The organism is Xanthomonas sp. AM6 (assembly GCF_025665335.1).
GTDB lineage: Bacteria > Pseudomonadota > Gammaproteobacteria > Xanthomonadales > Xanthomonadaceae > Xanthomonas_A.
In genome coordinates, this window is sequence record NZ_CP106869.1 from 3,415,031 (window position 1) to 3,436,187 (window position 21,157).

At 66.4% G+C, this 21,157-nt stretch carries 37 protein-coding genes and 1 tRNA gene; 27 read left to right on the forward strand and 11 right to left on the reverse strand.

Features of this window, described 5'->3' with window-relative positions; genetic code table 11:
• Positions 1–2: 2 nt before the first annotated feature.
• The 5 genes from OCJ37_RS14410 to OCJ37_RS14430 all read right to left on the reverse strand — a co-directional run bounded on the left by OCJ37_RS14410 (position 3) and on the right by OCJ37_RS14430 (position 3,903).
• Complete coding sequence (locus tag OCJ37_RS14410; RefSeq protein WP_263110345.1) at positions 3–626, reverse strand: hypothetical protein; 624 nt, start codon at positions 624–626, stop codon at positions 3–5.
• Entirely contained in the window at positions 623–811 is a 189-nt protein-coding gene (locus OCJ37_RS14415) for a hypothetical protein (protein WP_263110347.1), read from the reverse strand. Before OCJ37_RS14415 ends, OCJ37_RS14410 begins: the two co-directional genes overlap by 4 nt.
• Positions 808–2,301, reverse strand: a complete 1,494-nt coding sequence (gene dnaB, locus OCJ37_RS14420) for a replicative DNA helicase (RefSeq protein WP_263110349.1) — start codon at positions 2,299–2,301, stop codon at positions 808–810. The genes OCJ37_RS14415 and dnaB overlap by 4 nt, the downstream gene beginning before the upstream one ends.
• Positions 2,298–3,290, reverse strand: coding sequence for a hypothetical protein (locus OCJ37_RS21015; protein WP_317633193.1), 993 nt, complete (start codon positions 3,288–3,290; stop codon positions 2,298–2,300). The genes dnaB and OCJ37_RS21015 overlap by 4 nt, the downstream gene beginning before the upstream one ends.
• Before the next feature lie 76 nt (positions 3,291–3,366).
• Positions 3,367–3,903 (reverse strand): hypothetical protein, encoded by a 537-nt coding sequence (locus OCJ37_RS14430; protein ID WP_263110351.1) that lies wholly within the window; start codon positions 3,901–3,903, stop codon positions 3,367–3,369.
• 69 nt (positions 3,904–3,972) lie between these two features.
• On the opposite strand from OCJ37_RS14430, the gene OCJ37_RS14435 reads away from it, so the two are divergent.
• Both OCJ37_RS14435 and OCJ37_RS14440 read left to right on the forward strand, forming a co-directional pair.
• Positions 3,973–4,134: a hypothetical protein gene (locus tag OCJ37_RS14435; RefSeq protein WP_263110352.1), complete on the forward strand. Its 162-nt coding sequence runs from the start codon at positions 3,973–3,975 to the stop codon at positions 4,132–4,134.
• A gap of 85 nt (positions 4,135–4,219) precedes the next feature.
• On the forward strand, positions 4,220–4,744 hold the full coding sequence (locus tag OCJ37_RS14440) for a hypothetical protein (protein WP_263110353.1): 525 nt from the start codon (positions 4,220–4,222) through the stop codon (positions 4,742–4,744).
• 289 nt (positions 4,745–5,033) lie between these two features.
• On the opposite strand, the gene OCJ37_RS14445 is transcribed toward OCJ37_RS14440, so the two are convergent.
• On the reverse strand, positions 5,034–5,270 hold the full coding sequence (locus tag OCJ37_RS14445) for a helix-turn-helix domain-containing protein (RefSeq protein WP_263110354.1): 237 nt from the start codon (positions 5,268–5,270) through the stop codon (positions 5,034–5,036).
• A 70-nt stretch (positions 5,271–5,340) separates the two neighbouring features.
• Here OCJ37_RS14445 and OCJ37_RS14450 point away from each other — a divergent pair, with 70 nt between their 5' ends.
• The gene (locus OCJ37_RS14450) at positions 5,341–5,943 is read left to right on the forward strand and encodes a helix-turn-helix domain-containing protein (RefSeq protein ID WP_263110355.1); all 603 of its coding nucleotides are present in this window, start codon (positions 5,341–5,343) and stop codon (positions 5,941–5,943) included.
• A gap of 45 nt (positions 5,944–5,988) precedes the next feature.
• Positions 5,989–7,554 (forward strand): MASE1 domain-containing protein, encoded by a 1,566-nt coding sequence (locus OCJ37_RS14455; protein WP_263110356.1) that lies wholly within the window; start codon positions 5,989–5,991, stop codon positions 7,552–7,554.
• Here OCJ37_RS14455 and OCJ37_RS14460 read toward each other — a convergent pair.
• Both OCJ37_RS14460 and OCJ37_RS14465 read right to left on the reverse strand, forming a co-directional pair.
• The gene (locus OCJ37_RS14460) at positions 7,482–7,913 is read right to left on the reverse strand and encodes a hypothetical protein (protein ID WP_263110358.1); all 432 of its coding nucleotides are present in this window, start codon (positions 7,911–7,913) and stop codon (positions 7,482–7,484) included. The genes OCJ37_RS14455 and OCJ37_RS14460 overlap by 73 nt on opposite strands.
• A gap of 38 nt (positions 7,914–7,951) precedes the next feature.
• Positions 7,952–8,482 (reverse strand): hypothetical protein, encoded by a 531-nt coding sequence (locus tag OCJ37_RS14465; RefSeq protein WP_263110360.1) that lies wholly within the window; start codon positions 8,480–8,482, stop codon positions 7,952–7,954.
• A gap of 301 nt (positions 8,483–8,783) precedes the next feature.
• On the opposite strand from OCJ37_RS14465, the gene OCJ37_RS14470 reads away from it, so the two are divergent.
• From OCJ37_RS14470 to OCJ37_RS14530, 13 genes are all read left to right on the forward strand, one after another.
• Positions 8,784–8,921 carry a hypothetical protein gene (locus OCJ37_RS14470; protein WP_263110362.1) on the forward strand — a complete coding sequence of 46 codons (138 nt, stop codon included), beginning with the start codon at positions 8,784–8,786 and terminating at the stop codon, positions 8,919–8,921.
• A 3-nt stretch (positions 8,922–8,924) separates the two neighbouring features.
• Positions 8,925–9,254, forward strand: coding sequence for a hypothetical protein (locus OCJ37_RS14475; RefSeq protein ID WP_263110364.1), 330 nt, complete (start codon positions 8,925–8,927; stop codon positions 9,252–9,254).
• A complete protein-coding gene (locus tag OCJ37_RS14480; protein ID WP_263110366.1) occupies positions 9,251–9,454 on the forward strand; it encodes a hypothetical protein in 204 nt (67 codons plus the stop codon). Before OCJ37_RS14475 ends, OCJ37_RS14480 begins: the two co-directional genes overlap by 4 nt.
• On the forward strand, positions 9,451–9,789 hold the full coding sequence (locus OCJ37_RS14485; RefSeq protein WP_263110368.1) for a hypothetical protein: 339 nt from the start codon (positions 9,451–9,453) through the stop codon (positions 9,787–9,789). Before OCJ37_RS14480 ends, OCJ37_RS14485 begins: the two co-directional genes overlap by 4 nt.
• A complete protein-coding gene (locus OCJ37_RS14490; protein ID WP_263110370.1) occupies positions 9,782–10,042 on the forward strand; it encodes a hypothetical protein in 261 nt (86 codons plus the stop codon). The genes OCJ37_RS14485 and OCJ37_RS14490 overlap by 8 nt, the downstream gene beginning before the upstream one ends.
• Positions 10,039–10,239: a hypothetical protein gene (locus OCJ37_RS14495; protein ID WP_185823152.1), complete on the forward strand. Its 201-nt coding sequence runs from the start codon at positions 10,039–10,041 to the stop codon at positions 10,237–10,239. The genes OCJ37_RS14490 and OCJ37_RS14495 overlap by 4 nt, the downstream gene beginning before the upstream one ends.
• Positions 10,236–10,457 carry a hypothetical protein gene (locus OCJ37_RS14500; RefSeq protein ID WP_263110389.1) on the forward strand — a complete coding sequence of 74 codons (222 nt, stop codon included), beginning with the start codon at positions 10,236–10,238 and terminating at the stop codon, positions 10,455–10,457. Before OCJ37_RS14495 ends, OCJ37_RS14500 begins: the two co-directional genes overlap by 4 nt.
• A gap of 112 nt (positions 10,458–10,569) precedes the next feature.
• Positions 10,570–10,827 (forward strand): hypothetical protein, encoded by a 258-nt coding sequence (locus tag OCJ37_RS14505; protein WP_263110391.1) that lies wholly within the window; start codon positions 10,570–10,572, stop codon positions 10,825–10,827.
• Between the two features lie 38 nt (positions 10,828–10,865).
• The gene (locus tag OCJ37_RS14510) at positions 10,866–11,462 is read left to right on the forward strand and encodes a hypothetical protein (protein WP_263110393.1); all 597 of its coding nucleotides are present in this window, start codon (positions 10,866–10,868) and stop codon (positions 11,460–11,462) included.
• A 180-nt stretch (positions 11,463–11,642) separates the two neighbouring features.
• Entirely contained in the window at positions 11,643–12,539 is an 897-nt protein-coding gene (locus tag OCJ37_RS14515) for an ATP-binding protein (RefSeq protein ID WP_263110395.1), read from the forward strand.
• 2 nt (positions 12,540–12,541) lie between these two features.
• Positions 12,542–13,156: a hypothetical protein gene (locus OCJ37_RS14520; RefSeq protein ID WP_263110396.1), complete on the forward strand. Its 615-nt coding sequence runs from the start codon at positions 12,542–12,544 to the stop codon at positions 13,154–13,156.
• Positions 13,156–13,380, forward strand: a complete 225-nt coding sequence (locus tag OCJ37_RS14525; RefSeq protein WP_263110398.1) for a hypothetical protein — start codon at positions 13,156–13,158, stop codon at positions 13,378–13,380. The genes OCJ37_RS14520 and OCJ37_RS14525 overlap by 1 nt, the downstream gene beginning before the upstream one ends.
• On the forward strand, positions 13,377–13,631 hold the full coding sequence (locus OCJ37_RS14530; RefSeq protein ID WP_263110399.1) for a hypothetical protein: 255 nt from the start codon (positions 13,377–13,379) through the stop codon (positions 13,629–13,631). The genes OCJ37_RS14525 and OCJ37_RS14530 overlap by 4 nt, the downstream gene beginning before the upstream one ends.
• Positions 13,632–13,636: 5 nt before the next feature.
• On the opposite strand, the gene OCJ37_RS14535 is transcribed toward OCJ37_RS14530, so the two are convergent.
• Positions 13,637–14,341 carry a hypothetical protein gene (locus OCJ37_RS14535; protein WP_263110401.1) on the reverse strand — a complete coding sequence of 235 codons (705 nt, stop codon included), beginning with the start codon at positions 14,339–14,341 and terminating at the stop codon, positions 13,637–13,639.
• 32 nt (positions 14,342–14,373) lie between these two features.
• Here OCJ37_RS14535 and OCJ37_RS14540 point away from each other — a divergent pair, with 32 nt between their 5' ends.
• From OCJ37_RS14540 to OCJ37_RS14585, 10 genes are read left to right on the forward strand one after another with little or no spacing between them, the layout of a single operon-like run.
• Entirely contained in the window at positions 14,374–14,532 is a 159-nt protein-coding gene (locus tag OCJ37_RS14540) for a hypothetical protein (RefSeq protein WP_263110403.1), read from the forward strand.
• The gene (locus OCJ37_RS14545; RefSeq protein ID WP_263110404.1) at positions 14,525–17,125 is read left to right on the forward strand and encodes a DNA methyltransferase; all 2,601 of its coding nucleotides are present in this window, start codon (positions 14,525–14,527) and stop codon (positions 17,123–17,125) included. The genes OCJ37_RS14540 and OCJ37_RS14545 overlap by 8 nt, the downstream gene beginning before the upstream one ends.
• Complete coding sequence (locus OCJ37_RS14550; protein WP_263110406.1) at positions 17,122–17,319, forward strand: hypothetical protein; 198 nt, start codon at positions 17,122–17,124, stop codon at positions 17,317–17,319. Before OCJ37_RS14545 ends, OCJ37_RS14550 begins: the two co-directional genes overlap by 4 nt.
• Complete coding sequence (locus OCJ37_RS14555; RefSeq protein WP_263110408.1) at positions 17,316–17,537, forward strand: hypothetical protein; 222 nt, start codon at positions 17,316–17,318, stop codon at positions 17,535–17,537. The genes OCJ37_RS14550 and OCJ37_RS14555 overlap by 4 nt, the downstream gene beginning before the upstream one ends.
• A complete protein-coding gene (locus OCJ37_RS14560; protein WP_263110410.1) occupies positions 17,534–18,427 on the forward strand; it encodes a hypothetical protein in 894 nt (297 codons plus the stop codon). The genes OCJ37_RS14555 and OCJ37_RS14560 overlap by 4 nt, the downstream gene beginning before the upstream one ends.
• Positions 18,424–18,690, forward strand: coding sequence for a hypothetical protein (locus OCJ37_RS14565; RefSeq protein ID WP_263110412.1), 267 nt, complete (start codon positions 18,424–18,426; stop codon positions 18,688–18,690). The genes OCJ37_RS14560 and OCJ37_RS14565 overlap by 4 nt, the downstream gene beginning before the upstream one ends.
• Complete coding sequence (locus OCJ37_RS14570; protein WP_263110413.1) at positions 18,683–19,060, forward strand: hypothetical protein; 378 nt, start codon at positions 18,683–18,685, stop codon at positions 19,058–19,060. The genes OCJ37_RS14565 and OCJ37_RS14570 overlap by 8 nt, the downstream gene beginning before the upstream one ends.
• Entirely contained in the window at positions 19,060–19,317 is a 258-nt protein-coding gene (locus OCJ37_RS14575; RefSeq protein WP_263110415.1) for a hypothetical protein, read from the forward strand. The genes OCJ37_RS14570 and OCJ37_RS14575 overlap by 1 nt, the downstream gene beginning before the upstream one ends.
• Entirely contained in the window at positions 19,314–19,685 is a 372-nt protein-coding gene (locus tag OCJ37_RS14580) for a hypothetical protein (protein ID WP_263110417.1), read from the forward strand. Before OCJ37_RS14575 ends, OCJ37_RS14580 begins: the two co-directional genes overlap by 4 nt.
• Positions 19,678–19,953, forward strand: coding sequence for a hypothetical protein (locus tag OCJ37_RS14585; RefSeq protein ID WP_263110419.1), 276 nt, complete (start codon positions 19,678–19,680; stop codon positions 19,951–19,953). The genes OCJ37_RS14580 and OCJ37_RS14585 overlap by 8 nt, the downstream gene beginning before the upstream one ends.
• Here the strand turns inward: OCJ37_RS14585 and OCJ37_RS14590 are convergent.
• Both OCJ37_RS14590 and OCJ37_RS14595 read right to left on the reverse strand, forming a co-directional pair.
• Complete coding sequence (locus tag OCJ37_RS14590) at positions 19,937–20,908, reverse strand: tyrosine-type recombinase/integrase (RefSeq protein ID WP_263110421.1); 972 nt, start codon at positions 20,906–20,908, stop codon at positions 19,937–19,939. The genes OCJ37_RS14585 and OCJ37_RS14590 overlap by 17 nt on opposite strands.
• A gap of 153 nt (positions 20,909–21,061) precedes the next feature.
• Positions 21,062–21,137, reverse strand: a tRNA-Thr gene (locus OCJ37_RS14595).
• Between the last annotated feature and the right edge of the window lie 20 nt (positions 21,138–21,157).

A 21,157-nucleotide genomic window follows, 5' to 3' on the forward strand; every position in this document is an offset into this window, starting at 1 on the left:
GCTCATGCTGCCTCCCTAGCCTGCCCGCTGGCCATGAGCCAGAACTCGGCGCGCACGTCGTCCAGAAGCACATGCGTGTAGTGCTCGCCGATGTGCGCGGTGATGCCCTCGAACAGCCGCCGGAACTCGTCCTCGTCCATGCAGTCGAACGCCAGCGAGCGCGCCACCGTGACCGGGATCGTCTCGATCCGCGGCAGCACCTCGCGCAGCAGCTTCGCCGCGCCCGGGCCGAACGCGGCATCGGCAGCCGCCAGCACCGCGGACACCACCGCCGTGGCGTCCATGTCGACCTGCTCGCAGCACACGCCGGCCTCGCGCTGCAGGCGCTTCACCGCCTCGTGCGTGTCTAGGCTTTCCCAGCCGTCGACGTTCTCGACCATCAGCGCGCCGATCTTGTGCAGCAGCCGGTGGCGCCAGGCGTCGCGCGGCGCCTTGATCTCTAGCCGCACCTCCTGCCCGCGCCGGTAGCCGCGCTGCCGCATCAGCTCGCGGTCGACCTCGTGATTGGCGAGGATGCCCAGCCGCTCTTCCCCGGTCGCCAGCACCACGACGGCCTCGATCAGGCCGTAGATCGGCCGGCTAGCGCGCTTGGCGCGGATCTTCTTCGCTGCTGCGGTCAGGGTCATGGCTTGCTCCCAACCAGCTCGGCGATGAGCTGGATGCGCGCGGGCGTGAACGAGATCCGATTGACCTTCGTCCATCGGGATTGACCGACACCGCGGTGCCACAAGAACGTGCCATCCCAGCCCCATTGGGCACGGCCGTCGTGGTGAGGATCCTTCGCGGTGCGGTAGATGGCGTCGCCGTTCATTCGTCGCCGTCCTGCCGCGCGGCGGCGGCCGTGACCTTGCGGAACCCGCGTGGGCGCGCCGGCGCCGGCTTGTCCTCGCTCTCGATCGGCGCGGGCTGCCAGTACTCGGGCAGGTTCTGGAACTTGAACCGCTCGGGCATGTAGAGCGCGCGCACCTCGCCGGCTGGCCCGTTGCGCTGCAGCGCGACGATCAGCTCGGCGGTGCCCTTCCAGCGGCTGTCGCGGTGGTAGACCTCGTCGCGGTAGATGAAAATTACCGCGTCCGCGTCCTGCTCGATCGAGCCGGAATCGCGCAGGTCCGACGGGATCGGACGCTTGTCCCCGGGCCGCTTCTCCAAATCGCGGTTGAGCTGGCTCAACAGCAGCACCGGGATGCCCAGCTCGCCCGCCATCAGCTTCAGCGCCCGGGTGATGTCGCCGAAGCCCTGCGCGCGGTTGTCGCCGCTGATCTGCATCAGCTGCAGGTAGTCGATCACCACCAGGCCGAGCGGCTTGCGCGCGTGCTGGCGCCGCACCTGCGCGACGACGTGCTCCACGCGGGCGTTGCGCGGCTTGCTGACGTAGATCTCCGCGGCGCGCAGCCGCTTCATGGCCTTGGTGACGTTCGTCCAGTCAACGTCGTCCAGATCGCCGGAGCGGATGCGGCCGCCGTCGATGTCGCCGATCGACGACAGCATGCGGTCGCCCAGTTCCTCGGGCTGCATCTCGAAGCTGAAGACCGCCACCGGCACGCTGCGGTTCAGCGCCGCGTGCTCGGCGATGTTCTGGGCCAGCGTGGTCTTGCCCATCTTCGGGCGGGCGGCCAGCACGTACAGGCCACCCGGCTTCAGGCCGCCCAAGAGCGTGTCCAGGTCGTCGATGCTCGTCGACAGTCCCTGCGCGTCGCCCTCACCCCGGGAGCGATCGCCGAGCCGGTCGAACACACGTTGCATCACCGGAGCGACCAGCTCCAGGTCGCAGGGCTGGGTGTCCAGCAGGTGTCCGATCCGCGTCTGCGCGTCGCCGATCAGTTCGACGCTGCTGCGGCCGCCGGCGGCGAACGCATCATCGACCAACTCGGTGCCCACCTCGATCACTCGGCGCAGGCGCGCTTTGTCCGCAACGATCTCGGCGTGCGCGCGGATGTTGGCCGCCGACGGCGTGGTGCTGGACAGCTCGACCAGGTACGCGCCGTCGCCGATCGCCTCCAGCTGACCCTGATCCTGGAACCAGTCGCCGAGCGTCACCGTGTCGAACGGCCGCGGCGGCACCGCCGTCGCCATCTCCCGAATCGCGCGCCAGATCAGCCGGTGGTCGCGGCGGTAGAAGTCCTGCTCGCTCACGATGTCGGCGACCTGATCCCAGGCGCTAGCCCGCAGCATCAGGCCACCCAGCACCGCCTGCTCGGCGTCCATGCTGTGCGGCGGCACCCGCACCGAGGTGCGATGCTCCTGCCGCGGCGGCTCGCCGTACAGCTGCGCCATGCGCTCCGTGTCGTCGTGCGCGTTCATGCCGCGTGCTCCGTCATCGCCCGGTCGAACAGCTTCGCGATCACCGTCTCGCGCAGCAGGTACTCGAAGTCGGGCTTCCAGCTCTCGTGCCCCGGTCCGCCCGGCTTCCGACCAGCGTGGAAGTCGTCATCGGCCGCGGTCTCGAACAGCTCCGTCCAGAACCGCGGCGTGACCCGCTCGTTGCCGTACAGCTTCCGGCAGATGGCGCGCGCCGTCGGCAGGGCCTTCTCGACCGCCTTGATCCGCGGCTTGTTCAGCACCGTGCAGGCGACCAGCTCGCCGGCCGGCTTGGCCAGCAGCCGGTTGTAGGCGGCCTGCGCCTCCTCGGCGATCTGCTGGATCCGCTGGGTCTTCCGGTGGCTCAGGTCAGCAGGTGGCGACGGCGGGGTCAGCGTCAGCGACGCGGACGAATCCGAGCGAAGCGAGGAAGCTTCTTCCTGCTCCTGCTCCTGCTCCTGCTCCTGTTCCTGTTCCTGATTAGGCATAGCCTTCTGGGAAGGCTTACCGGAAGGCTTTCCGAAAGCCTCATCGAAAGCCTTGGCGAAAGACTCTCCAAGCCCGTAAACAAAGGCTCTCAGCTGCTCCAGCGCCTTCTGCTTGAGGGCGCATTCCGGCACTAGGTCGAACTCGGCACCCCAACTGCGGACCACGTTCGGCGACTCGGGCCGGTTGTGCTGGATGGCCTTCGGAATCCACACCACGCGCGCCTTGAAGTCGGCTTCCGCCATGCCTTCCCGAAAGACTTCCCGAAAGGCTTCGTCGAAGGCTTCCAGTTCCCAATCCAGCTCCTCGGCCATGGCGGCGCGCCCAGCACGGAACAGGCCGGGGATCGGGCCTGTGTGGGGCCCGGTGATCAGGAACAGCCACAGCCCCTGCCCTGACGGCTGCATGCGGGTCAGCCTGCGGAACTTCTCGTCGCCCCATGTGCGCACCTCCACCTTGCGGTAGCGGCTGCGCGACGGGCGGTTATCGGCGTCGGCCATCGTCATGCGCCCCGCAGCAGGTGCAGGCAGCCGGCGACGTGCCACTGCATGCGGACGATCGACATCGCGCGGGCTGTGGCGTTCATGCGGCGGCGCTCCTGCGAGCCTTGCTCGCGGCGGCCAGCAAACGGCGCTCGGCACGCAGGACCATCTGCCGCAGAGCGCGGTAGGCCTGGACCATCTCGTCGAGTTCTTCGCGGTCGAGGACGCCGTCCTCCATGCTGTCCGCGGTCACCGCGCACACCCGGCCGGCGTGGCCAGCGATCGACAGAGCCTTGGCCTGGATCGCTTCCAGGTCGCTCGCCCACGTGTTCGGATCGGACTCCGGCGCTAGTTCCTGGAACAGGCCGAACTGCCCGCCGAAGACCTGCAGCCACTGCAGCGCTTCCTCCTCGCCGTTGGCATGCTGCCGCATCCACTCGGTCAGAAGTTCCGCCATCTCGACCGAGATCGCTTCGCCCTTCTGCGCCGTCAGCTTCGCGCGCAGGCTCTCCATGTGGATGGCCTTGCCACGTCGCTGGGTCAAGAAGTGGGCGGCGGCAGCGAGACCGCCCGGTGCCCGACGAACGCTGTTGTAGAGCACGTCGAGCCAGTAGAGGTTGGAGAGGCGGCGGGTCATGCGGATCACCTTGAAGACCGGGAAATTTCAGGGGTGCGGCGAAGTTCAATGCAGCGCACCATCTGCGCCATGGAGAAGATCAAGTCAGGGAAGCGGGCCAGGGATGGCCAGGTGCGCGTGCCGCGCGGCGAGAACGTCACCGCGCTGGTGAAGGTCGGAGGGAACTGGCTGGCCGCTCGATGGATCGACGGCCGAATCGTTTGCCGGGTGCTGCGCCGCGGAGCGGCGTGACCCGTGTTTGTCCAACTGGGAGTCGCCCTCCTTGCGGTAGGCTGCTGTTTCCACACGAACAGCCAGAGCCCGCAGGGAGGGCGACATGGATTTCAGCTCAATTGCCACAGTCATCGCCTCGCTCAAGACGGCGCAGGACATCGCTGTCGCCACGCTGGGCGTCCGCGACTTCAACGAGTCGGCGGCAGCGATCTCGAAGATCAACGAGCAGTTGCTGGCTGCCCAGCAGGGACTGCTGATCCACAACACCACGCTGCTCCAGTTGCAGCAGCAGCACTTCGAGACCGCAGAGGAGCTGCGAAAACTCAAAGAATCCCTCGCGGAGAAGAACCGCTACGGCCTGTTCGACATCGGAGGTGGCGTGTTCGTGTACCGCGTGGACGTCGTCCCACAAGAGGGCGGGACCGGTGAGCCAGGCGCCACGCAGCCGCAGCACTACCTCTGCCAGCCGTGTTGGGACAAAGGCACCAAGTCCGTCCTGCAGCGGTGGGGGGCGACCACATGGAAGTGCACGATCTGCAACCAGCTCTACGCCCCCAGGGCTCCCGACGGCACCAGGCTCGCGAACGACTCGTCCGTCCTCACCTTCACCACAGGGCAGTGGCGCTGAGGCCTCCACCACCATCGCCTGGGCCAAACTGACGGAGAAGACCGCCGGTCCCAGTAGGCCGGCGCGTGCATGCGGACGCCACAACAGATGGGCCCTGGCGCTTTGCCGGCGCTGGATCGCGAGCCGCGACCTCAGCAGCGTCTTCCGATGGTCAGCCGGCGGTGAGCACTGCCACGGGTGCAGCTTCGCCCCAGTGAAAGACGCGATAAATTCCGCGCGAATCCGCTCTATCTCCGACGCGGAAAGTGTCGGCGTGTCCGACGGGCGAAATAGGGGCGGCACGCGCATCTCAGGCGGCCTTCTGCTGGTCGGCGGCAGTGCCATCTTCGGCTCCCGACGGCGGCGGAGCATCCGTCGCATGCAACTGGTGCAACTTGACGGCGGCCATCCCGCCCGGCTCGCGCGTGCGGCCCTGCTTGATGTCGCTCACAGCCTGTGGGGATTTCTCGATCGCGCGGCCGATCTCTGTCAGAGACCAGCCCCTCGCCTCGAGTGCCTTGATTCGGTCTGCCCATGTCGTGTCCATAGCCCATCCTATGGCATCCCATAGTTTCAGTCAACGGCATCCCATAACGGAATTCCATAAGAATTGCGGGATGAATGGGACGAAGGCCACAACCGTCGGCGACCGAATCGTGGAGGCGCGCGAAGCCAAGGAGATGTCGCGCCCAGAGCTGGCCAAGCTCGCAAAGGTAAAGTACCCAACCCTTGCTGGCTTGGAGAATGGCGACCAGGTCACGTCGACGCAGCTGCCGGCGCTGGCGGCGGTGCTTGGCGTCACCGCCTTGTGGCTTGCGACCGGGAAAGAGCCGCGCTATGCGGAGGCCTCGGAGCCAGACGATCCCGGCCAACTGGTAACCCCCGCAGCCCTCGATCCTCGCCTACTGTCGCGCACTCACACTTTTTTGGCGGCGGACCACCCGTACGACCTCACCGACCCTGGCGAAGCCGCTTTGTTCGCCAGTGCATACGAGTGGCTCGCACAGCAAGACGAAGCCACGGATTCACCACAGTCGTTCACCAAGTTCTTGCGCTGGGCGGCTATGCGGAACCTCACGGCGCCTAAGGCCCCGACTGGCGATAAGCCGAAAGGCAGTGCGGCAATGAGCCGGTGGCGAAACAGCCTGAACGAGTTCGCGAACACGGATCTTGAGCTGAGCCAGGAGCCAAAGAAGGGCGCGAAGTTGTCTACAAAGTAACGGCGATATGGCTGTAACTTGACCCCCAGGGATTGGGGTCGACACATGGGCTATAGGACGAAACAGCTGGGGCTAGCCCTGTTGTATGCAGCAATTTATGCGGTCGCGTTCCGCACTGCCTGGCAGCATTCCGAAGATCAGTTCTATCTCCCCGCCGGGCTGCGAATCGCCGCGCTTCTGTTCGCTCCGTATCGATTTTGGCCGAGCATCTTGATCGGCGACGCGGTAGCGATGATGGCTATCCGAGTGCCGATCGCTGCCGATCTGAATGCCTCTGCGATCTGGCCCTACGCCAGTTCGATGCTGCTAAGCCCGCTGGTTTCTCTCGCTCCGCTGGCAATCAGGACACGTTTTGCATCGGCGATGTCGAACGAACGTTGGCTACCCGTCGCGTTGTTGGTTGTAGCTGTTTGGGGCGTCTCCGTCAGCACGTTTTTGAATGCACTGCTAGGCGGACCGGTGGATAGCGATCTCGTCGCCTACATCTACCGCTTCAGTATCGGCCAGTACCTCGCGATCATGGTGGCGGTGCTCCCCGTGCTGCTGTGGGTCCGCAGAAATGATGCGACGCATGCGCCGCCACATCTTGTTCGTGATGCGTTCATTGCGATGGTGGTGCTGGGCATTGCATACGCAGCCCTGCCCGTCTCCAACCAGCACTGGGAAAAGCTTGCGCTGCTCGGCGCAATGCTCCTGCCACCTGTCTCCCTCGCCTTTCTGCACGGCTGGAGAGGCGCGGCTGTCGGGATCGTGGTGACGACATTGGCACTCGGCCTTGCCATGCCGGATACGGGCCTGCTGGGCAACAAGGACCTCGCGGTTTTCGTCGCGCAGCAATCGTTGGCGGTCGTCGGCACGGTGCTCATGGTGCTGGGCTCCGCCGTGTCCAGCGAATACGACAAGACCTCGCGGCTCCAGCGCGCAAAAGCCGATGCCCTATGGCTGGCTCGATGCAACCACCTATCGGCGGAGATGTTGCTTCGCGATTGTGCTCAGGCAATTGCCGATGAGCAGGCTGAGATCGACGCGGGCTACCGCAAGACGGCCAAGCAACTGAAGGCGGAGGGCCGCTACTCGCTCGCCCTGCAGGTCAATACCCAGGGCTTCCAAAACAGCCGCATGCTATTCAAGCAGGTGACGGCGCTCTATCCGCTGGATCTGGATAGTCTGGGGCTGTTCGAGGTGCTGCAGTCGGATGAATTTCTTGCCGTCGCCTATGGCCGCGTGACGATGGTGTCGCTGCGCGGCAGCATCGAGCAGCACAGCTCAACGCTACAGCTCGTCGCTCATCGGAGCATCGCGCATGCGATCGAGCTTTTGCCGCATGGGGAGAGTCGGCTCCAGGTTCGCGCCTGGACCCTGCGCAGGCGGCGCGGCATATCGGTGACGCTGCGATCCGAGTCGAAGACTTCGACTCAGCCTGATGCGCAGCGGTTGCGCCTTGCTGAAATGCAGTTGCAGGCCAAGGTGCAGGCATACGGCGGCGCATTCAAACGCCGTCGCATGCGAGTGGTTTTCACGCTAACCGAAGACGTCGATCAGTTCTTGGAAACCGGCACAATCACCCACGAGACGCCATTAGTGCCCTTCAGCGCCCTCACGACGAAGTGATCCGAGCTATAGACGATCGTGCCGACGGTGCTGCTCGGTGCGATGGTCACGGAGTCGACGTCTGAGCCCATCGGCATCACCCACGCTGTGGAGTCGATGCGACCGACTGCGGCGCGCACCACACCTCGGCTATCGTTGATTTGCAAATAGCTGATGCCGTCACGCAGAAACTCGTAGACGCCCCACTCCGGATCCACAGAGAGATTCGTTGTCTGCGGGGAGCTTTCGCCCAATCCCTTTGCTGCCGGCGTGCCGCTGCCGCCCGAAGGGCAGCAGGCTATCGCGGCAACTGGAGAGCCGATCAAAATAGCCCCCATCAAGATCCTCGGCACTCGATAGTAATGCAGAATTCCAGTCATTGATCGATCCCTCAGTGTCGGTAAAAGAAACGGCTGAATCAGTTGCGAGCGTTGCAAGTCTCGCCGCGGCACTCGATGATCAAAGTTGAGCCCGCTGAGCACTTTGCCTGATAAAGCATGGCCCCGGATGACTCGCCCAACGACGTGGGAGCTTGGCATCCTCGTGCGCTAGCGAACCCCTTAGCAGCGGCGGCATTGCCAACTGCTTCCATGCTTCCCGCTGTCCCGATGTCGGTGTAGCGGATAGCCTCACCTTCAACGGTAATAAGGCGCCGCCCATCGTTAGCCTGCGTGTGGCGAACAATCACTGCATCAGCGCGCACCTGGCTGCCAGCGGCTCGCAACTGCTCAAGGGCGTCGCTGATAGTTGGATCAGTAAAGCCCGGCTTGTATTTCTTGGCGGACACCATTCCCACGGACTGGAATGGTCGCTGAGGCGTCGAATAGAGAATATCCACTTGTCCACTACGCGCACCGGGCTCGCTGTTGGTCGTAGGCACGACCTGATAGCTGGTACACCCGGCCAGCAAAAGCGCAACGACACTTAATCCGACAAACCCCTTTTTCATATCTATCCCCCTGTTTGCGTAGCTTCGCTGCCGAGCCGCCACCGGCTGCGCATTGCACGCAACTTTCGCAGCCCTGATCGATGTCCCAATCGCCGCATCGATGGTAGCAGCCGCCGAACCGAACCAAAGGCCCGTCCAGTTGGGCTGAAATCTTGTCTACGAAGAAATCTATGGGATTCCATTGACATGCAGTTATGGCATCCCATAGGATAGGAGCCGTCAGCCCACCAAGGGCACCCGACGGGACCAGGACATGGCACACGCAGGAGTCAGGCAGTACGCAGAACCGGTTACGGCCGGGGTGGTGGACACGACCGGAGAGGTCCAGGTCGTCTCCGGCTGCATCTACATCAGGATGTCGGTGGCAGACGCCGCTGAACTGGCCCGCCAGCTGGCCGTGGCCGTCGAGCGCGCCACCTGCGCGACGCTGGAGGCCTGAGCCATGGCCCGCCTCTACATCCGCAACACGCCGACCGAGCGCCAGTGCCCGACGTGCCTGGGCGCTGGGGAGCTGATCCGGAACACCAGTTCGAACGGCGACCCGCAGCGCGAGTACACCGTGGCCTGCACCGAGCCGGGCTGCTGCGACGGCTGGGTCCGCTGGGCGGCGATCGATCCGCTGGAGCGGCTGGCCGCGGCGCGCGCCGGGCATCTGCGGCGCAATCCGATCCAGTCCCAGCGCTACGGCGCGGCGTTCGCTCAGGCTTTCAGCGACGTGCGGCTGCCGCAGTGGTCGCCGGCGCCGGCCATGCCGTGGAGGCACGCGGCGTGAACTACTTCGACCCCTTCGCATCGCTGTTCGGCGGCCTGTTTTCCGTTCGCCCCGAGCCGACCACCAACGCCGGCCGCTATCTGCAGCAGTTGGACCACGGAGACAGCCGGTTCGCGCGCACGGGCGAAGAAGTCAGCGACGAGCTGCTGGCTGGCCTGCGCCGCATCCAGATCGTCACCGCCAAGGAGCAGCGGGCATGAGCGCGCAGACCAAGGGCGTGGATGTGCTGGCGGTGATCGCGAAATACGTTGACCAGCGGCATACGGAACTAGCAGAACTGAAGAGCTACATCCGAGGCGGCGTGGTAAGCAAGTTCGAAAAGGAACTGGCCGATCTGACCGGCTGGCACCAGGAGGCTGTGGAGGCCCACGCCGCCGTGGCCGAGCTGATCTCGCTGCTGCGAATCAGCGCCGGGAACGTGCGCTCTCTTGGCCCGGCCGGTGCGCTCGAAGCGCTCCCCCACGGTCCATACGGCGAGTGGCTGCGCCAGTTGGACGCCGCTCTCGCCCGCTGCGGGAGCCAGTCCCATGGGTGAGATCGCCGACATGATGCTGGAAGGCGACCTGTGCGAGTGCTGCGGCGGATACCTGCCCGGCCAAGGTCAGGGCTTCCCGCGCCGCTGCCAGGGCTGCCAGCCGACCAAGGCCGAACGCAAGGCCGAGAACATCGCACGCCACGAAGCGTTGATCGCCCAGCAGAAGAAAGCGCCCTGCCCGACGTGCGGGAAGCGCGTGCGCATCGTCGGCATGGCCGACCACCAGCGTGATGCACATGGGAGCCAGCCATGAGCGCCTACGAAATCAAGGTCACTTTCACCGCTTTGTGCCCTGCCTGCGGAGCTGAGTGCGAGGCGTACACGACGGAGGCGAAGCGGACCACAAGTGTCTTCGATCGCGACAACCCCTACGAGCGGTGCGACCGCCGCGTGTTCGTGAAGCCTTGCGACAAGTGCTTCCAGTTCAAGCCACAGGAGAAGTCGGAATGAGCGCGCAGATCCTGCAGTTCCCGATCCGGGACAGCTACGACAAGCACCAGGTCTCGCACGTGCGCCGGCTGGCCGCCGAACTCGGCCATGACCCGAGGCAGGCCGAGCGCGACTTCCTCGCCGCCGGCTGCCCGCAGGCCCGGCGCAACGAACTTGCGGAGCGCGCGCGCCGCGCCCACATGCACACCCCTGACGACGACGGCCCGGAGGCCGCTTGACCATGGACCTTTTTCTCCTCGGCGCCGGTGCCGGCGTCGTCGGCGGCTTCATCGCCGGCCTCGTGTTCGCATACCGCGCATCGACCCGCCTGATCGCGGAGCTGATGCCGTGATGCGCGCTTTCGCCCTGCTCCGCGTGCTGGCATGCGGCTTGGCCCTGGGCTTCCTGGCCGACCTGCTGCGCCGCTGCGTGATCGTCGAGGCCTGGGCCGTCGGCCCGGTCGTCGCGGTGCTGCTGGTGCTGGCGCTGATCGCGACGCGTTGGTCCTGGCGCGCTGCTCGCCGCGCGTGGCTGCCGGCAGAACCTGCGGCGCCGGCCGCTCCCGCCGCCCCCGACTTCCCCAACCAGCCGCGCCGCGGCATCCGCTGATCCCCGCCGGCGCGGCCGGCACTACCGACGAGGTTCCCATGTTGAACGTGCAAAACCACCCGGCGAAGGTGACCAAGGTCAACCCGCTTTCCGAGAACCACGGCGACGAGGTCGAGCCCGCCGGCTCCATCACCGTCGAGGTGATCGCCAGCAACCAGAAGCTGGACGAACTGCAGCCCGGTCTGCGCGACGCGCTGTGCCGCGCGCCGACGGCCGGCGACCAAGGCTCGCTGATCGAGGCCAAGACCTCGGACGGCAAGACCGCGGTGCGCTTCCCGCTGCTCGGGACGACCTGGGCCGGTGAATACCCCGGCTACGAGGTGCAAATTGCCGGCGGCCTGGGCCTGGAGGATCCCATCGTGCTGGTGGACGCGAAGCTGAAGAACATCAGCTGGAAGCTGCTGGAAGGCGGCAGCGTGGCGTTCAAGGTCACGATCATCGCGCACCCGGATGCCGACGAGGCCGGGCAGCTCTGGTATCTGCAGAAGCGCGAGATCGACCTGACGCTGACCCCGCCCGCGGCGCAGGCGCAACAGGACGACCTCGGCGGCGGCGACACGCTCGACGCCCAGGACGCCGCCGACGCTGCCGCGGAAGCCTCCAGCCTGATCGAAGCCGGCAAGAAGGCCGCCTAACCCCCGCAGGCCCCTCCCCTGGGCCTGCAGCACCCGCGCCGGCCGGGTTCCCCAACGCCGGCAACTGGATACCGCCATGCCAACCGACGAGGACGTGTTCCCGGACGTCACCGATCCGCGCGAACCCGATCTGCCCGACCCGACCTACCCCTTCGACCCAACGCCTTTGGAGTTCTAACAATGGCCCTTCGCATCGTCCGTTCTGCCGACCCGATCAAGGTCACCCGCCTCAACGTCTGCATCTACGCCGCCCCCGGCCTGGGCAAGACGTCCATCTCGTTCACCGCCGACAAGCCGCTGCTGCTGGACTTCGACCGCGGCGCGCACCGCGCCACGAACCGCAAGGACACCGTGCAGGTGGAGTCGTGGGAGGACGTGGCCAGCATCACCGCCGACGACCTGGCCGACTTCAACACGGTCATCGTGGACACCGCGGGCCGCGCGCTCGACGTGCTGACCGCCGACATCATCCGCCGCAATCCGAAGGCCGGCCGCGGCGGCGCGCTGACGCTGCAGGGCTACGGCACGCTCAAGGCCGAGTTCGTCGCCTGGCTGAAGCACCTCAACGGCCTGGGCAAGGACGTGGTGCTGATCGCGCACATGGACGAGCAGCGTAACGGCGACGAGATCATCGAGCGCCTGGACGTCCAGGGCGGCAGCAAGGGCGAGATCTACAAGGCCGCCGACGCGATGGGCCGGCTGTCGATCCGCGACGGCAAGCGCGTGCTGAACTTCAGCCCGACCGATGCCGCGTTCGGCAAGAACCCTGGCCAGCTGGACCCGCTGGACGTGCCGCGCCCGGACCTGGCGCCCACGTTCCTGGCCGACGTGATCGATCGGATCAAGGCCCGCTTGAACGAGCTGACCGAGGAGCAGCGCGAGGCGCAGGCGCTGATCGAGAAGTGGCGCATGAGCCTCGCCGACGTTGAGGACGCGCAGGGCATCAATGCGCTGGTCGCCAGCGCCGGCGACGCGCCGCTGGTGGTCAAGGCGCTGATCAACGACCGCGCCAAGAAGCTGGGCCTGAGCTTCGACAAGAAGGCCGGCGAGTACGCATTGCCCGAGAAGGCGGCCTGACCATGCGCGTGTCTGCCACCGATATCGATGCGTTCCGGTACTACCGGGACAACGAGGACGCTGAGCTGGAGCCGTTGCTGGCCCAGCTGCGGCGACAGATGGCGCCGACCGAGCCCATGCTGGCCGGCCGTGCCTTCCACAAGGCGCTCGAGCTGGCGCCGCCGGGTGAGGTGGGCGTGTTCGAGCAGGACGGCTATCGGTTCGAGATCGCCGCCGACGTGGAGATCGACATCCCCGACGTGCGCGAACTGAAGTCGACGCGGGACTACGTGATCGGCGGCGTGCCGGTGACGCTGGTCGGCATGGTGGACGCGATCCACGGCCGCCGGGTGGACGACCACAAGACCACGACGCGCTTCGATCCGGAGCGCTTCCTGGACAGCTACCAGTGGCGCATCTACCTGGAGGTGTTCGGCGCGGACGAATTCCGCTGGAATGTGTTCGAGTGGAGCAATTCGGAGCGCGAGCCTCAGACCTACGTGGTGCGCGCAGTGAATCCGCTGACCATGTACCGCTACCCCGGCCTGGCCGCCGACGTGGAGCGCGAGCTGGCCGAGTTCGTGGCCTTCGCCCGGCAGTACCTGCCCGAGCGCTTCGCTCTGGAGGAGGCCGCCTGATGCGCCGGACCTGCACCCACTGCGAGCGCCGGCTGCCGGAGAGCGAGTTCAACTGGGCCGGCGGCAAGCGCCGCGGTGCCTGCCGGCTCTGCGACAACGACGTGCAGCGCACGCGCGCGCCGCTGGCTCCGGTGCGCGTGGACGCGGTGCAGGTCCGGCTGAACAACACCTTCAACCTGTGGCACGGGCCGGTGAGCCGCGCGCCGCTGAGGATCGCTGCATGACCCGACACCTCGGCCGCCGCGCGCCGCGGCGCAATGGCGGCTTCAGCTGGGGCCGCGTGCTGCTCAGCGACACGACGGTCACCTACCGCCTGTTCCGGCGCGACCACACCGGCCATTGCCACTTCTGGCCGCTGGAGTTCGACGCCGCCACCCCGCGCCGCTCGATCGCCAACGACCTGCGCCGCGCGCGCCACAAACTGCGCGACAAGGTGGACGAGATCGACCTGGCCGCAATGGGAGTCACCGGATGAACCGCCTAGCTGTGGAGAGCAGGCACCGGCTCCATGGGTGGGTACTCGTGGATCGTCATACCCACGTATGCCTGGAGGGCATGGGCGCAGCCAACCGCGTCCGCATAGACCTTCAGCAGCATCACCTCCAACGCCTCGAAGGTCTCGGGAGCGCTTCGCTCGAGGTAGTAGCAGCGTCCCTCGTGTCGGACGATCGGCTTGGTGATCACATTGGCGGCAACGTGGAGCTCACGCACCAGGCTCATCAGCAGAGAGAGCTTGTTACCGAGCCCAGGCGGCAGGGTATGCAGCCTAGGCTCCGCGAGTTCAGCTCCAGGAAGTTGGATCCTCTCCACTCTCGGGGCTATATCAAAAGCAATCTCCGCGACACGGAACGGGTACGGCATGCCCCGCCTGGGGTCTTCCTCAAAGGAGAGCCGTGCCCCTCTTACCGCAAGCAGGCCGCCTTCGATCTTGATCGGCAGACCGGTCAGTTCCGCGACCAGCAGATGCGCGATGATTCTTGCCGTCCCATCGCGTTGCGACTGCACCTCATCGTGTTGCGCCGCGGCTATCTCGGTTGCCCTCTTCGCGGTTTCCTTGGCTTCCAACGACGTTCGCCACGCCAGCAGCCCCACCGCCCCGGTGAGGATCGCCGACCACGCCTCCCAGTCTATGCCGCACGTGGGACTCAGGCTCCAGCATCGCGACAACCCATAGATCCAGTCCATCTGATCCCCCTTTGTCAGGAGGCGATTTTGCCATGACCAGCATCCACCAGAACGACCGCCTGGCCGCCCTGCAGTGGGCCGTCGAGCGCGCGCGCCAGGCCGCAGCCAGCGACGAGCTGGTCCGCCTCAACGTCCTGCCGGCGCTGCAGCAGCTGCGCGACGAAGCGCAGAGCGAGGCGCGCGGTGGCTGACCCCTACCGCGAGTTCCTGGAGCGCAAGGTGCGCGTCGCACCGTCCCTGGGCTTCGACGTCGCCGCGGAGGACGTGAACCCGATCCTGACGCGACACCAGCCCGATGCCGTGCGCTGGGCATGCGCTGGCGGCCGCCGCGCCCTGTTCGAGGCCTTCGGCCTGGGCAAGTCGGTGCAGCAGATCGAGATCCTGCGCCTGGCACGCGCGCATGCCGGCGGCGCCGTGGGTCTGGTCCTGCCGCTGGGCGTGCGCCAGGAGTTCGCCGCGGACGCCCGCATGCTGCGCACCGGTGACCACGAGCGCGTAACCGACGAGCAGCGGCGCCAGCTTGCCGCGTGGATCAAGCAGGATCCGCGGCGCGCGCCGGACGTGCGGTTCGTGCGCACGACAGCGGAGATCGATCCGAGCTTCGACGGCATCCACATGACCAACTACGAATCGGTGCGCGACGGGAAGATCGACCCGGCGGCGTTCACCGCCACCAGCCTGGACGAGGCTTCGGTGCTGCGCAGCTTCGGCTCCAAGACCTACCAGGAGTTCCTGCCGCTGTTCCAGTCGGTCCGGTACCGGTTCGTGGCCACCGCCACGCCCAGCCCGAACCGCTACAAGGAGCTGATCCACTACGCCGGCTACCTCGGCGTGATGGACACCGGGCAGGCCCTCACCCGCTGGTTCAAGCGCGACAGCAGCAAGGCCGGCAACCTGCAGCTCTACCCGCACAAAGAGCGCGAATTTTGGTTGTGGGTGGCCAGCTGGGCGCTGTTCCTGCAGAAGCCCTCTGACCTCGGCTACAGCGACGAAGGCTACGACCTGCCGCCGCTGAAGGTGCATTACGTCGAGGTACCGGTGGACCACTCCACCGCCGGCGCGGAACGCGACGGACAGCACAAGCTGTTCCGGGACGCCTCGCTGGGCGTTGTGGACGCGGCGCGCGAGAAGCGGGAGACGATCGGGCCGCGCGTCGCCGCGGTGCGCGGCATCCTCGACAAGTACCCGGAATCGCACTGGCTGGTCTGGCACGACCTCGAAGCGGAGCGGCACGCGTTGCAGGCCGCCATCCCGGATGCGGTCAGCATCTACGGCGACCAAGACCTGGAGCAGCGCGAGCAGGCGGTGATCGACTTCAGCCAGGGGCGCATCCGGATCCTGTCGGCCAAGCCGGTCATCGCCGGCAGCGGCTGCAACTTCCAGCGGCACTGCCACCGCGCCGTGTTCGCCGGCATCGGCCACAAGTTCAACGACTTCATCCAGGCGGTCTACCGCATCCAGCGGTTCCTACAGGAGCACGCCGTCGAAATCTGGATCGTCTACGCCGAGTCTGAACGCGAGACGCTGGCCAGCCTGCAAGAGAAGTGGAACCGAGACACGGAGATGCGAGCACGCATGAGCGAGATCATCAGGGAATACGGCCTCAGCGAGGCCGCCATGGCGCAGGTACTGCAGCGCTCGATCGGCGTGGAGCGGATCGAAGCCAGCGGCACCGGTTGGCTGGTCGCGAACAACGACTGCGTGGACGAGACCAGGCGCATGGACGAGAACAGCGTCGACCTCGTGGTCACGTCGATCCCGTTCGCCAACCACTACGAGTACAGCCCTAGCTACAACGACTTCGGGCACACCGACGACAATGCGCACTTCTGGGCGCAGATGGACCACCTGACGCCCGAGCTGCTGCGGATCCTCAAGCCCGGCCGCATCGCGACGATCCACGTCAAGGACCGGATCCAGTTCGGCGCAGTCACCGGCGCCGGCGTGCCGACGGTCAGCCCGTTCCATGCCGAGGCGATCTTCCACTACCGCTCCCACGGCTTCGACTACATGGGGCTGATCACGGTGGTGACCGACGTGGTGCGCGAGAACAACCAGACCTATCGCCTGGGCTGGTCCGAGCAGTGCAAGGACGCGACGAAGATGGGCGTCGGCTCGCCCGAGTACGTCGTGCTGCTGCACAAGCCGCAGACGGATCGCTCCCGCGGCTACGCCGACGTGCCGGTGCGAAAGGAGAAGGCCCACTACACCCGGGCGCGCTGGCAGGTCGATGCGCATGCCTTCTGGCGGTCCAGCGGCAACCGCCAGCTCACTGCCGACGACCTGGCGCAGCTCGGGCCGGACAAGCTCGCCAAGCTGTTCACCGAATACAGCCTGCGCGAGATCTACGACTACGAGACCCACGTGCGCATCGGCGAGGAACTCGAAGCGCGCGGCGCGCTGCCCTCGACCTTCATGTCCCTGGCGCCGGGCAGCCACGACCCGGACGTCTGGCACGACGTGAACCGCATGCTGACGCTCAACGGCGAGCAGACGCGCCGGGGCTTGGAGAACCACATCTGCCCGCTGCAGTTCGACATCGTCGATCGGCTCATCCAGCGCTTCAGCAATCCGGGCGAGCTGGTGTTCGATCCATTCGGAGGCCTGTTCACCGTGCCCTATCGCGCGCTCAAGCTCGGCCGCCGGGGCCGCGCTGCGGAGCTGAGCACACCCTACTTCATGGACGGCATCCGGTACCTGCAGGCGGCAGAACGGGAGATCGCCATGCCCGGCCTGTTCGATGCGATCGAGGTCGACGCCTCCGACATGGACCGCGCCGCATGACCGACCAGCTTTTCCCCCGCCCGCCCCGCCGCATGCGCCAGCCGCCGAAGTCGCTTCTTCGGGAGCAGCTGGCGGCCACCGTCGACGAGAACATTCGGCTCCGCGCCGAGGTCGAGCGGCTGCGCTCGGCCTGGTGGCGTCGCTTCCTCAACACGATACGCAACTGGCGCCGTGCGCCGAAGGACATTGCATGAGCAAGTACACCGAACTCGACGCGGCCATCGTGCACGCGATCGAGAACCACGAAACCCAGTGCGCTGGCATCGTTGCGCGCGTGGAGGCCGAAGTGCTGGCTGTCGCCGCCACCGGCCCGAAGGCGAAGCCCCTGGGCCGCTACGTGGACGCCCGCCTGCAGGCCCTGCGCAAGGCCGGCCGCATCAAGTTCGCCAAGGGCCACTGGAGCATCGCATGAACACCACAATCACCCCCGAGGCGCTGGCCGAGCTGATCGCTAAGCAGTGGGACGGCTGTATGTACGACAGCGTTGGCGAGACCATCAACATCGGCGAAGCAATCCGAGCCGCCGGGAAGCGCCTCGCCGCCCTCCCCGAGCTACTGGCAGTGCAGGCGGCGAGCAGCGCGGGCGGGCAGGAGCCGGTCGGAGAGGTTGTACAGCTTTTCGCCACCACGAAGGCCGGGCAGATGTTCAAAGACCTGCCTCTAGGAACACAACTGTTTGCCGCCCCCGTCGCCGGTGAGGCTGCAGAGCTGTCGCCCGAGTTCACGGACACGGCGCGCGCGGCTATCGCGTGGGTGCTGTGGCATCACCAGGGCGGAAGCAGCGCAGTAGGCCAGCCTCTGCGGTATGCGCTCGGCATGGGCGACCATGAGCCGCTGAACGATCAGCGGATCGCCGAAGCAAAGCGCTATGCCAGCTTGGTCGGCGCCAAGACCGAAGACTTCAAGCGGCCCGCGCCTGCTGCTGTGCCGGTGGAAGAAAGCCCCATCGTCGCCGCACTGAAAAGCGGGGCGATGGCCGGAGTGATTGCCTCCGAAAAGTCGGCAGCGCCGCGCGTTTGGGCCGAGCGCACCGAGAATTGGATGGGCGCACGACGGAGCAAGCAGCCGGCAGCGCAGGGCGTGGACCTGGCTCCTGGCATCGAAGCTGCCGCGAAGCTGATCCGGCAGGAGGCTGATGACTATGCGGAGCAATTCGGTCACGACGACATGGGCGGCCTGTCATTTGGGAGCGGCCGCCACGCTGACGTGAAGTCGGACCACCACAATTTCATGCTGGAACTTGTGGATGAGCTGCGCGCCCTGATCGACAGCCAGCACCAGCAGCAGGAGAGCGGCGCATGAGCCAGATCGTCGTTTTCCCGCGCGGGCAACTCAGCGACGCTGACCGGGCAATCCTGACCGAGGCGGGCGTGGTGGCCGTCGAGGCGGACGACCCGAGCAAGGTCGTCACCGTTCTACCGGGCGCGCCGCTGGCAACGCCGAACGACTTAACCATGGCGGCCTTGTCAGCGGTTGCCGCCTGCCCGATGGACAGCACCCATCGGCGGTTCGTGGTCGAGCTGCATCGGCGCATCGCACGGCGTGAGGAGAAGCTCAATGGCTGACATCGAACAGCAGGCCCACATTGCGGAACTGGCCGCTCTGCGCCGCAACTCTCGCGCCAGGTCTGCTCAACGTTCCGCGCTCGATGCGGCGATCGCCGCGCTGGCACCGAAGCCTCAGGCCCACGGCTTGCCTCCGCTCCCCATTGCATTCTTCGATGAGTTCGGCGCCGGTGCCGATGATCAAGTCCAGGACTACGCGCGCGCCGCTCTCGCATCGCAGCCCCAGGCGCCCGCAGTGGTGGTGCCGGAGGAATGGCGCGCGTTCGTCGAGTCCTGCGCCGACATGCGAGGCCTATCGGTGGACGGGAACAGGCTCGCCCTGAAGGCCCGCGAATTGCTCGCCGCCGCGCCGGCGCCGGAGGTGCGGTGATGGGCTACACAAACCCACTTCTGCAGCTGGAGGCAGGCAAAGCGTTGCTTGCGTTACCCGCGTCCGATCGCTCTCGCATCGAGGCCGTCATGCGCGATCTGCGCCACCAGGCCAACGCCGAGGCTGAGAAGGCGTGGCGAAAGCGCAAAGGCCCCATGGCTGCGTATTGGCGCGCCGTTGCCACCTACGCCCGCCATGTCGCCCACGCCCTATCGAAATCGGAGCGCGCCGCGCCGGCGCCGGAGGTGTCGCGATGACCCTGCAGCATCTTGTCGCTGAAGCGATCAGCCTGGCCGGCGGCAACACCTGCGCCTCTGGCCACGACTGGCGTTCCGACGGTGGACGGGCCTGCCCTCGTGGTGGAAGTCGCTGCAGCCAGGCGGTCTATCGGTGCGCTCGGTGCGGCGCCGAGGACTACGGCGATCCGGGCGGCCCTGGGCACGCCGACTGCAGCGGCATGCGCCTGTGCTCCGGAGAAGACGAGCCAGTGATCGCGTGCGAACACTGCGGCCGGGTCTGCGAGTCGAACGACGACCGCGACGCCACCCGCGCCGGATGGCGCAACACCTGGGACGGCTGGGAATGTCCCGAGCATCAACCGCCGGAGGGTGGCAGCCATGGCTGAGCGTCCCGACCAGCATTCCGATGCTCACTTGCTCGCGACCCTGGCCGCGCTGATCGAAGGCGACCGATGGCTCAATGCCGACGCCTCGGCGGTCTTCTTGGGGCTGGTGACGCCAAGCGGCGATCCGAATCGGCGCGGATTTCTGGAGCGCGTAGCGTGTCGGCCAAGCTTCCCGGCGCCCCTGATCATCGGCAACGAGAAGAAGTGGAAGAAGTCCGAGATTGCGCGGTGGGCTGACGACGAGCGGAAGATCAGCCGAGCTGCCTAGCCAGCGACGAGGCCGGCTCGTTGTAGTAGATCATGAGCGACTTGAGGTCGCGGTGCCCGATCACTCGGGCCAACTGCAGCACGTCCAGCTTCTTGGACAGCCTCCAAATGGCCTCGGCGCGGCTGTCATGGAAATGGACCAACCGGTGCGGCGTCTTGTCCCGCACCTTGCGCCAGAGTGCGTCGCGCGTGGCCGCATCGATCGCAAAGACTGGCCCAAAGCCGAGCGGCAGCGCCCGCAGGATCTCGCAAGCGCGCAGCGTCAGGGGCACGTCGCGAGAATCCCCGTTTTTCGTCTTGGGAAGATGCACGTAGCGATCATCCAAGTGGATGTTCGGCCAGGTCAACGCCAGTATCTCCCCCGAGCGCATCGCCGTCTCCAGCGCGAACAGGAATGCTAGGCCGGTACGCTGGGTCGCCGTCTCGGCAGAAAGCTTGTCCCATACCCCGAACGCTGCGGCCAGCGCCGCCACCTCCTCCGCACTGACGCGACGCGCCCTGCCCTTGGGTGTCTGCGGCCACCGCACATCGGACATCGGGTTCTCGCGGATCCAGCGCCAGTCGCGCCGGGCCACCTCGAGCACGGCGCGCAGCAGGTTCATCTCGCGCGCCACCGTGCCGGGCTTGACTTGGGTCAGGCGGTCATCGCGCCAGCGGGAGAAGTCCTCCGGCCCCAGTGCAGCGATCCGGCGGGCCGCGATCGGGTCGCGCTTCAGCGCTTTCAGGCGGATCAGCTCCCAGTGGGAACCGCCCCGCTTCGGCGCCACCTCGTCGCTGTAACGCTGCATGGCGTCGCTGTAGGTCTTGTCGGGCAGCTTCGTGCCGCGCAGCTCGGCCTCACGCTCCAGCGCCCACTGGGCGGCCTCCTGGCGCGTCTTTTTCGTCGCCGAGTCGCGAACGCCGTCGACATAGACCTGGACCCGGTACTTGTTGCCTGATTTTTGGATGCTCGCCATGGGCCCCATCGTATGGGGAAATTTTGGGGAATGGGGGCGGGCAACCCCGGGCAAATCGTTGCGGCAACGGAAAATGAAAACGCCCGAAACCGTTGCGGCCCGGGCGTTTCGTTGTGAATCGTGCCGATGATGCAATCCGGCAGATTCGGGTCCTGGTGCCGGAAATAGGAATCGAACCTACGACCTACGCATTACGAATGCGCCGCTCTACCAACTGAGCTATTCCGGCTGAACCGCAAATTCTAGGGG

Coding starts and splice junctions, on each gene's coding strand:
- OCJ37_RS14575 (WP_263110415.1), top strand. CDS start 19,060: ATGGGCTACACAAACCCACTTCTGCAGCTGGAGGCAGGCAAAGCGTTG.
- OCJ37_RS14440 (WP_263110353.1), top strand. CDS start 4,220: ATGGATTTCAGCTCAATTGCCACAGTCATCGCCTCGCTCAAGACGGCG.
- OCJ37_RS14455 (WP_263110356.1), top strand. CDS start 5,989: ATGGGCTATAGGACGAAACAGCTGGGGCTAGCCCTGTTGTATGCAGCA.
- OCJ37_RS14590 (WP_263110421.1), bottom strand. CDS start 20,908: ATGGCGAGCATCCAAAAATCAGGCAACAAGTACCGGGTCCAGGTCTAT.
- OCJ37_RS14525 (WP_263110398.1), top strand. CDS start 13,156: ATGCGCCGGACCTGCACCCACTGCGAGCGCCGGCTGCCGGAGAGCGAG.
- OCJ37_RS14465 (WP_263110360.1), bottom strand. CDS start 8,482: ATGAAAAAGGGGTTTGTCGGATTAAGTGTCGTTGCGCTTTTGCTGGCC.
- OCJ37_RS14495 (WP_185823152.1), top strand. CDS start 10,039: ATGAGCGCCTACGAAATCAAGGTCACTTTCACCGCTTTGTGCCCTGCC.
- OCJ37_RS14475 (WP_263110364.1), top strand. CDS start 8,925: ATGGCCCGCCTCTACATCCGCAACACGCCGACCGAGCGCCAGTGCCCG.
- OCJ37_RS14435 (WP_263110352.1), top strand. CDS start 3,973: ATGGAGAAGATCAAGTCAGGGAAGCGGGCCAGGGATGGCCAGGTGCGC.
- OCJ37_RS14550 (WP_263110406.1), top strand. CDS start 17,122: ATGACCGACCAGCTTTTCCCCCGCCCGCCCCGCCGCATGCGCCAGCCG.
- OCJ37_RS14415 (WP_263110347.1), bottom strand. CDS start 811: ATGAACGGCGACGCCATCTACCGCACCGCGAAGGATCCTCACCACGAC.
- OCJ37_RS14520 (WP_263110396.1), top strand. CDS start 12,542: ATGCGCGTGTCTGCCACCGATATCGATGCGTTCCGGTACTACCGGGAC.
- dnaB (WP_263110349.1), bottom strand. CDS start 2,301: ATGAACGCGCACGACGACACGGAGCGCATGGCGCAGCTGTACGGCGAG.
- OCJ37_RS14555 (WP_263110408.1), top strand. CDS start 17,316: ATGAGCAAGTACACCGAACTCGACGCGGCCATCGTGCACGCGATCGAG.
- OCJ37_RS14490 (WP_263110370.1), top strand. CDS start 9,782: ATGGGTGAGATCGCCGACATGATGCTGGAAGGCGACCTGTGCGAGTGC.
- OCJ37_RS14460 (WP_263110358.1), bottom strand. CDS start 7,913: ATGACTGGAATTCTGCATTACTATCGAGTGCCGAGGATCTTGATGGGG.
- OCJ37_RS14580 (WP_263110417.1), top strand. CDS start 19,314: ATGACCCTGCAGCATCTTGTCGCTGAAGCGATCAGCCTGGCCGGCGGC.
- OCJ37_RS14430 (WP_263110351.1), bottom strand. CDS start 3,903: ATGACCCGCCGCCTCTCCAACCTCTACTGGCTCGACGTGCTCTACAAC.
- OCJ37_RS21015 (WP_317633193.1), bottom strand. CDS start 3,290: ATGACGATGGCCGACGCCGATAACCGCCCGTCGCGCAGCCGCTACCGC.
- OCJ37_RS14570 (WP_263110413.1), top strand. CDS start 18,683: ATGGCTGACATCGAACAGCAGGCCCACATTGCGGAACTGGCCGCTCTG.
- OCJ37_RS14450 (WP_263110355.1), top strand. CDS start 5,341: ATGAATGGGACGAAGGCCACAACCGTCGGCGACCGAATCGTGGAGGCG.
- OCJ37_RS14505 (WP_263110391.1), top strand. CDS start 10,570: ATGCGCGCTTTCGCCCTGCTCCGCGTGCTGGCATGCGGCTTGGCCCTG.
- OCJ37_RS14530 (WP_263110399.1), top strand. CDS start 13,377: ATGACCCGACACCTCGGCCGCCGCGCGCCGCGGCGCAATGGCGGCTTC.
- OCJ37_RS14410 (WP_263110345.1), bottom strand. CDS start 626: ATGACCCTGACCGCAGCAGCGAAGAAGATCCGCGCCAAGCGCGCTAGC.
- OCJ37_RS14510 (WP_263110393.1), top strand. CDS start 10,866: ATGTTGAACGTGCAAAACCACCCGGCGAAGGTGACCAAGGTCAACCCG.
- OCJ37_RS14585 (WP_263110419.1), top strand. CDS start 19,678: ATGGCTGAGCGTCCCGACCAGCATTCCGATGCTCACTTGCTCGCGACC.
- OCJ37_RS14535 (WP_263110401.1), bottom strand. CDS start 14,341: ATGGACTGGATCTATGGGTTGTCGCGATGCTGGAGCCTGAGTCCCACG.
- OCJ37_RS14540 (WP_263110403.1), top strand. CDS start 14,374: ATGACCAGCATCCACCAGAACGACCGCCTGGCCGCCCTGCAGTGGGCC.
- OCJ37_RS14515 (WP_263110395.1), top strand. CDS start 11,643: ATGGCCCTTCGCATCGTCCGTTCTGCCGACCCGATCAAGGTCACCCGC.
- OCJ37_RS14485 (WP_263110368.1), top strand. CDS start 9,451: ATGAGCGCGCAGACCAAGGGCGTGGATGTGCTGGCGGTGATCGCGAAA.
- OCJ37_RS14500 (WP_263110389.1), top strand. CDS start 10,236: ATGAGCGCGCAGATCCTGCAGTTCCCGATCCGGGACAGCTACGACAAG.
- OCJ37_RS14560 (WP_263110410.1), top strand. CDS start 17,534: ATGAACACCACAATCACCCCCGAGGCGCTGGCCGAGCTGATCGCTAAG.
- OCJ37_RS14565 (WP_263110412.1), top strand. CDS start 18,424: ATGAGCCAGATCGTCGTTTTCCCGCGCGGGCAACTCAGCGACGCTGAC.
- OCJ37_RS14445 (WP_263110354.1), bottom strand. CDS start 5,270: ATGGACACGACATGGGCAGACCGAATCAAGGCACTCGAGGCGAGGGGC.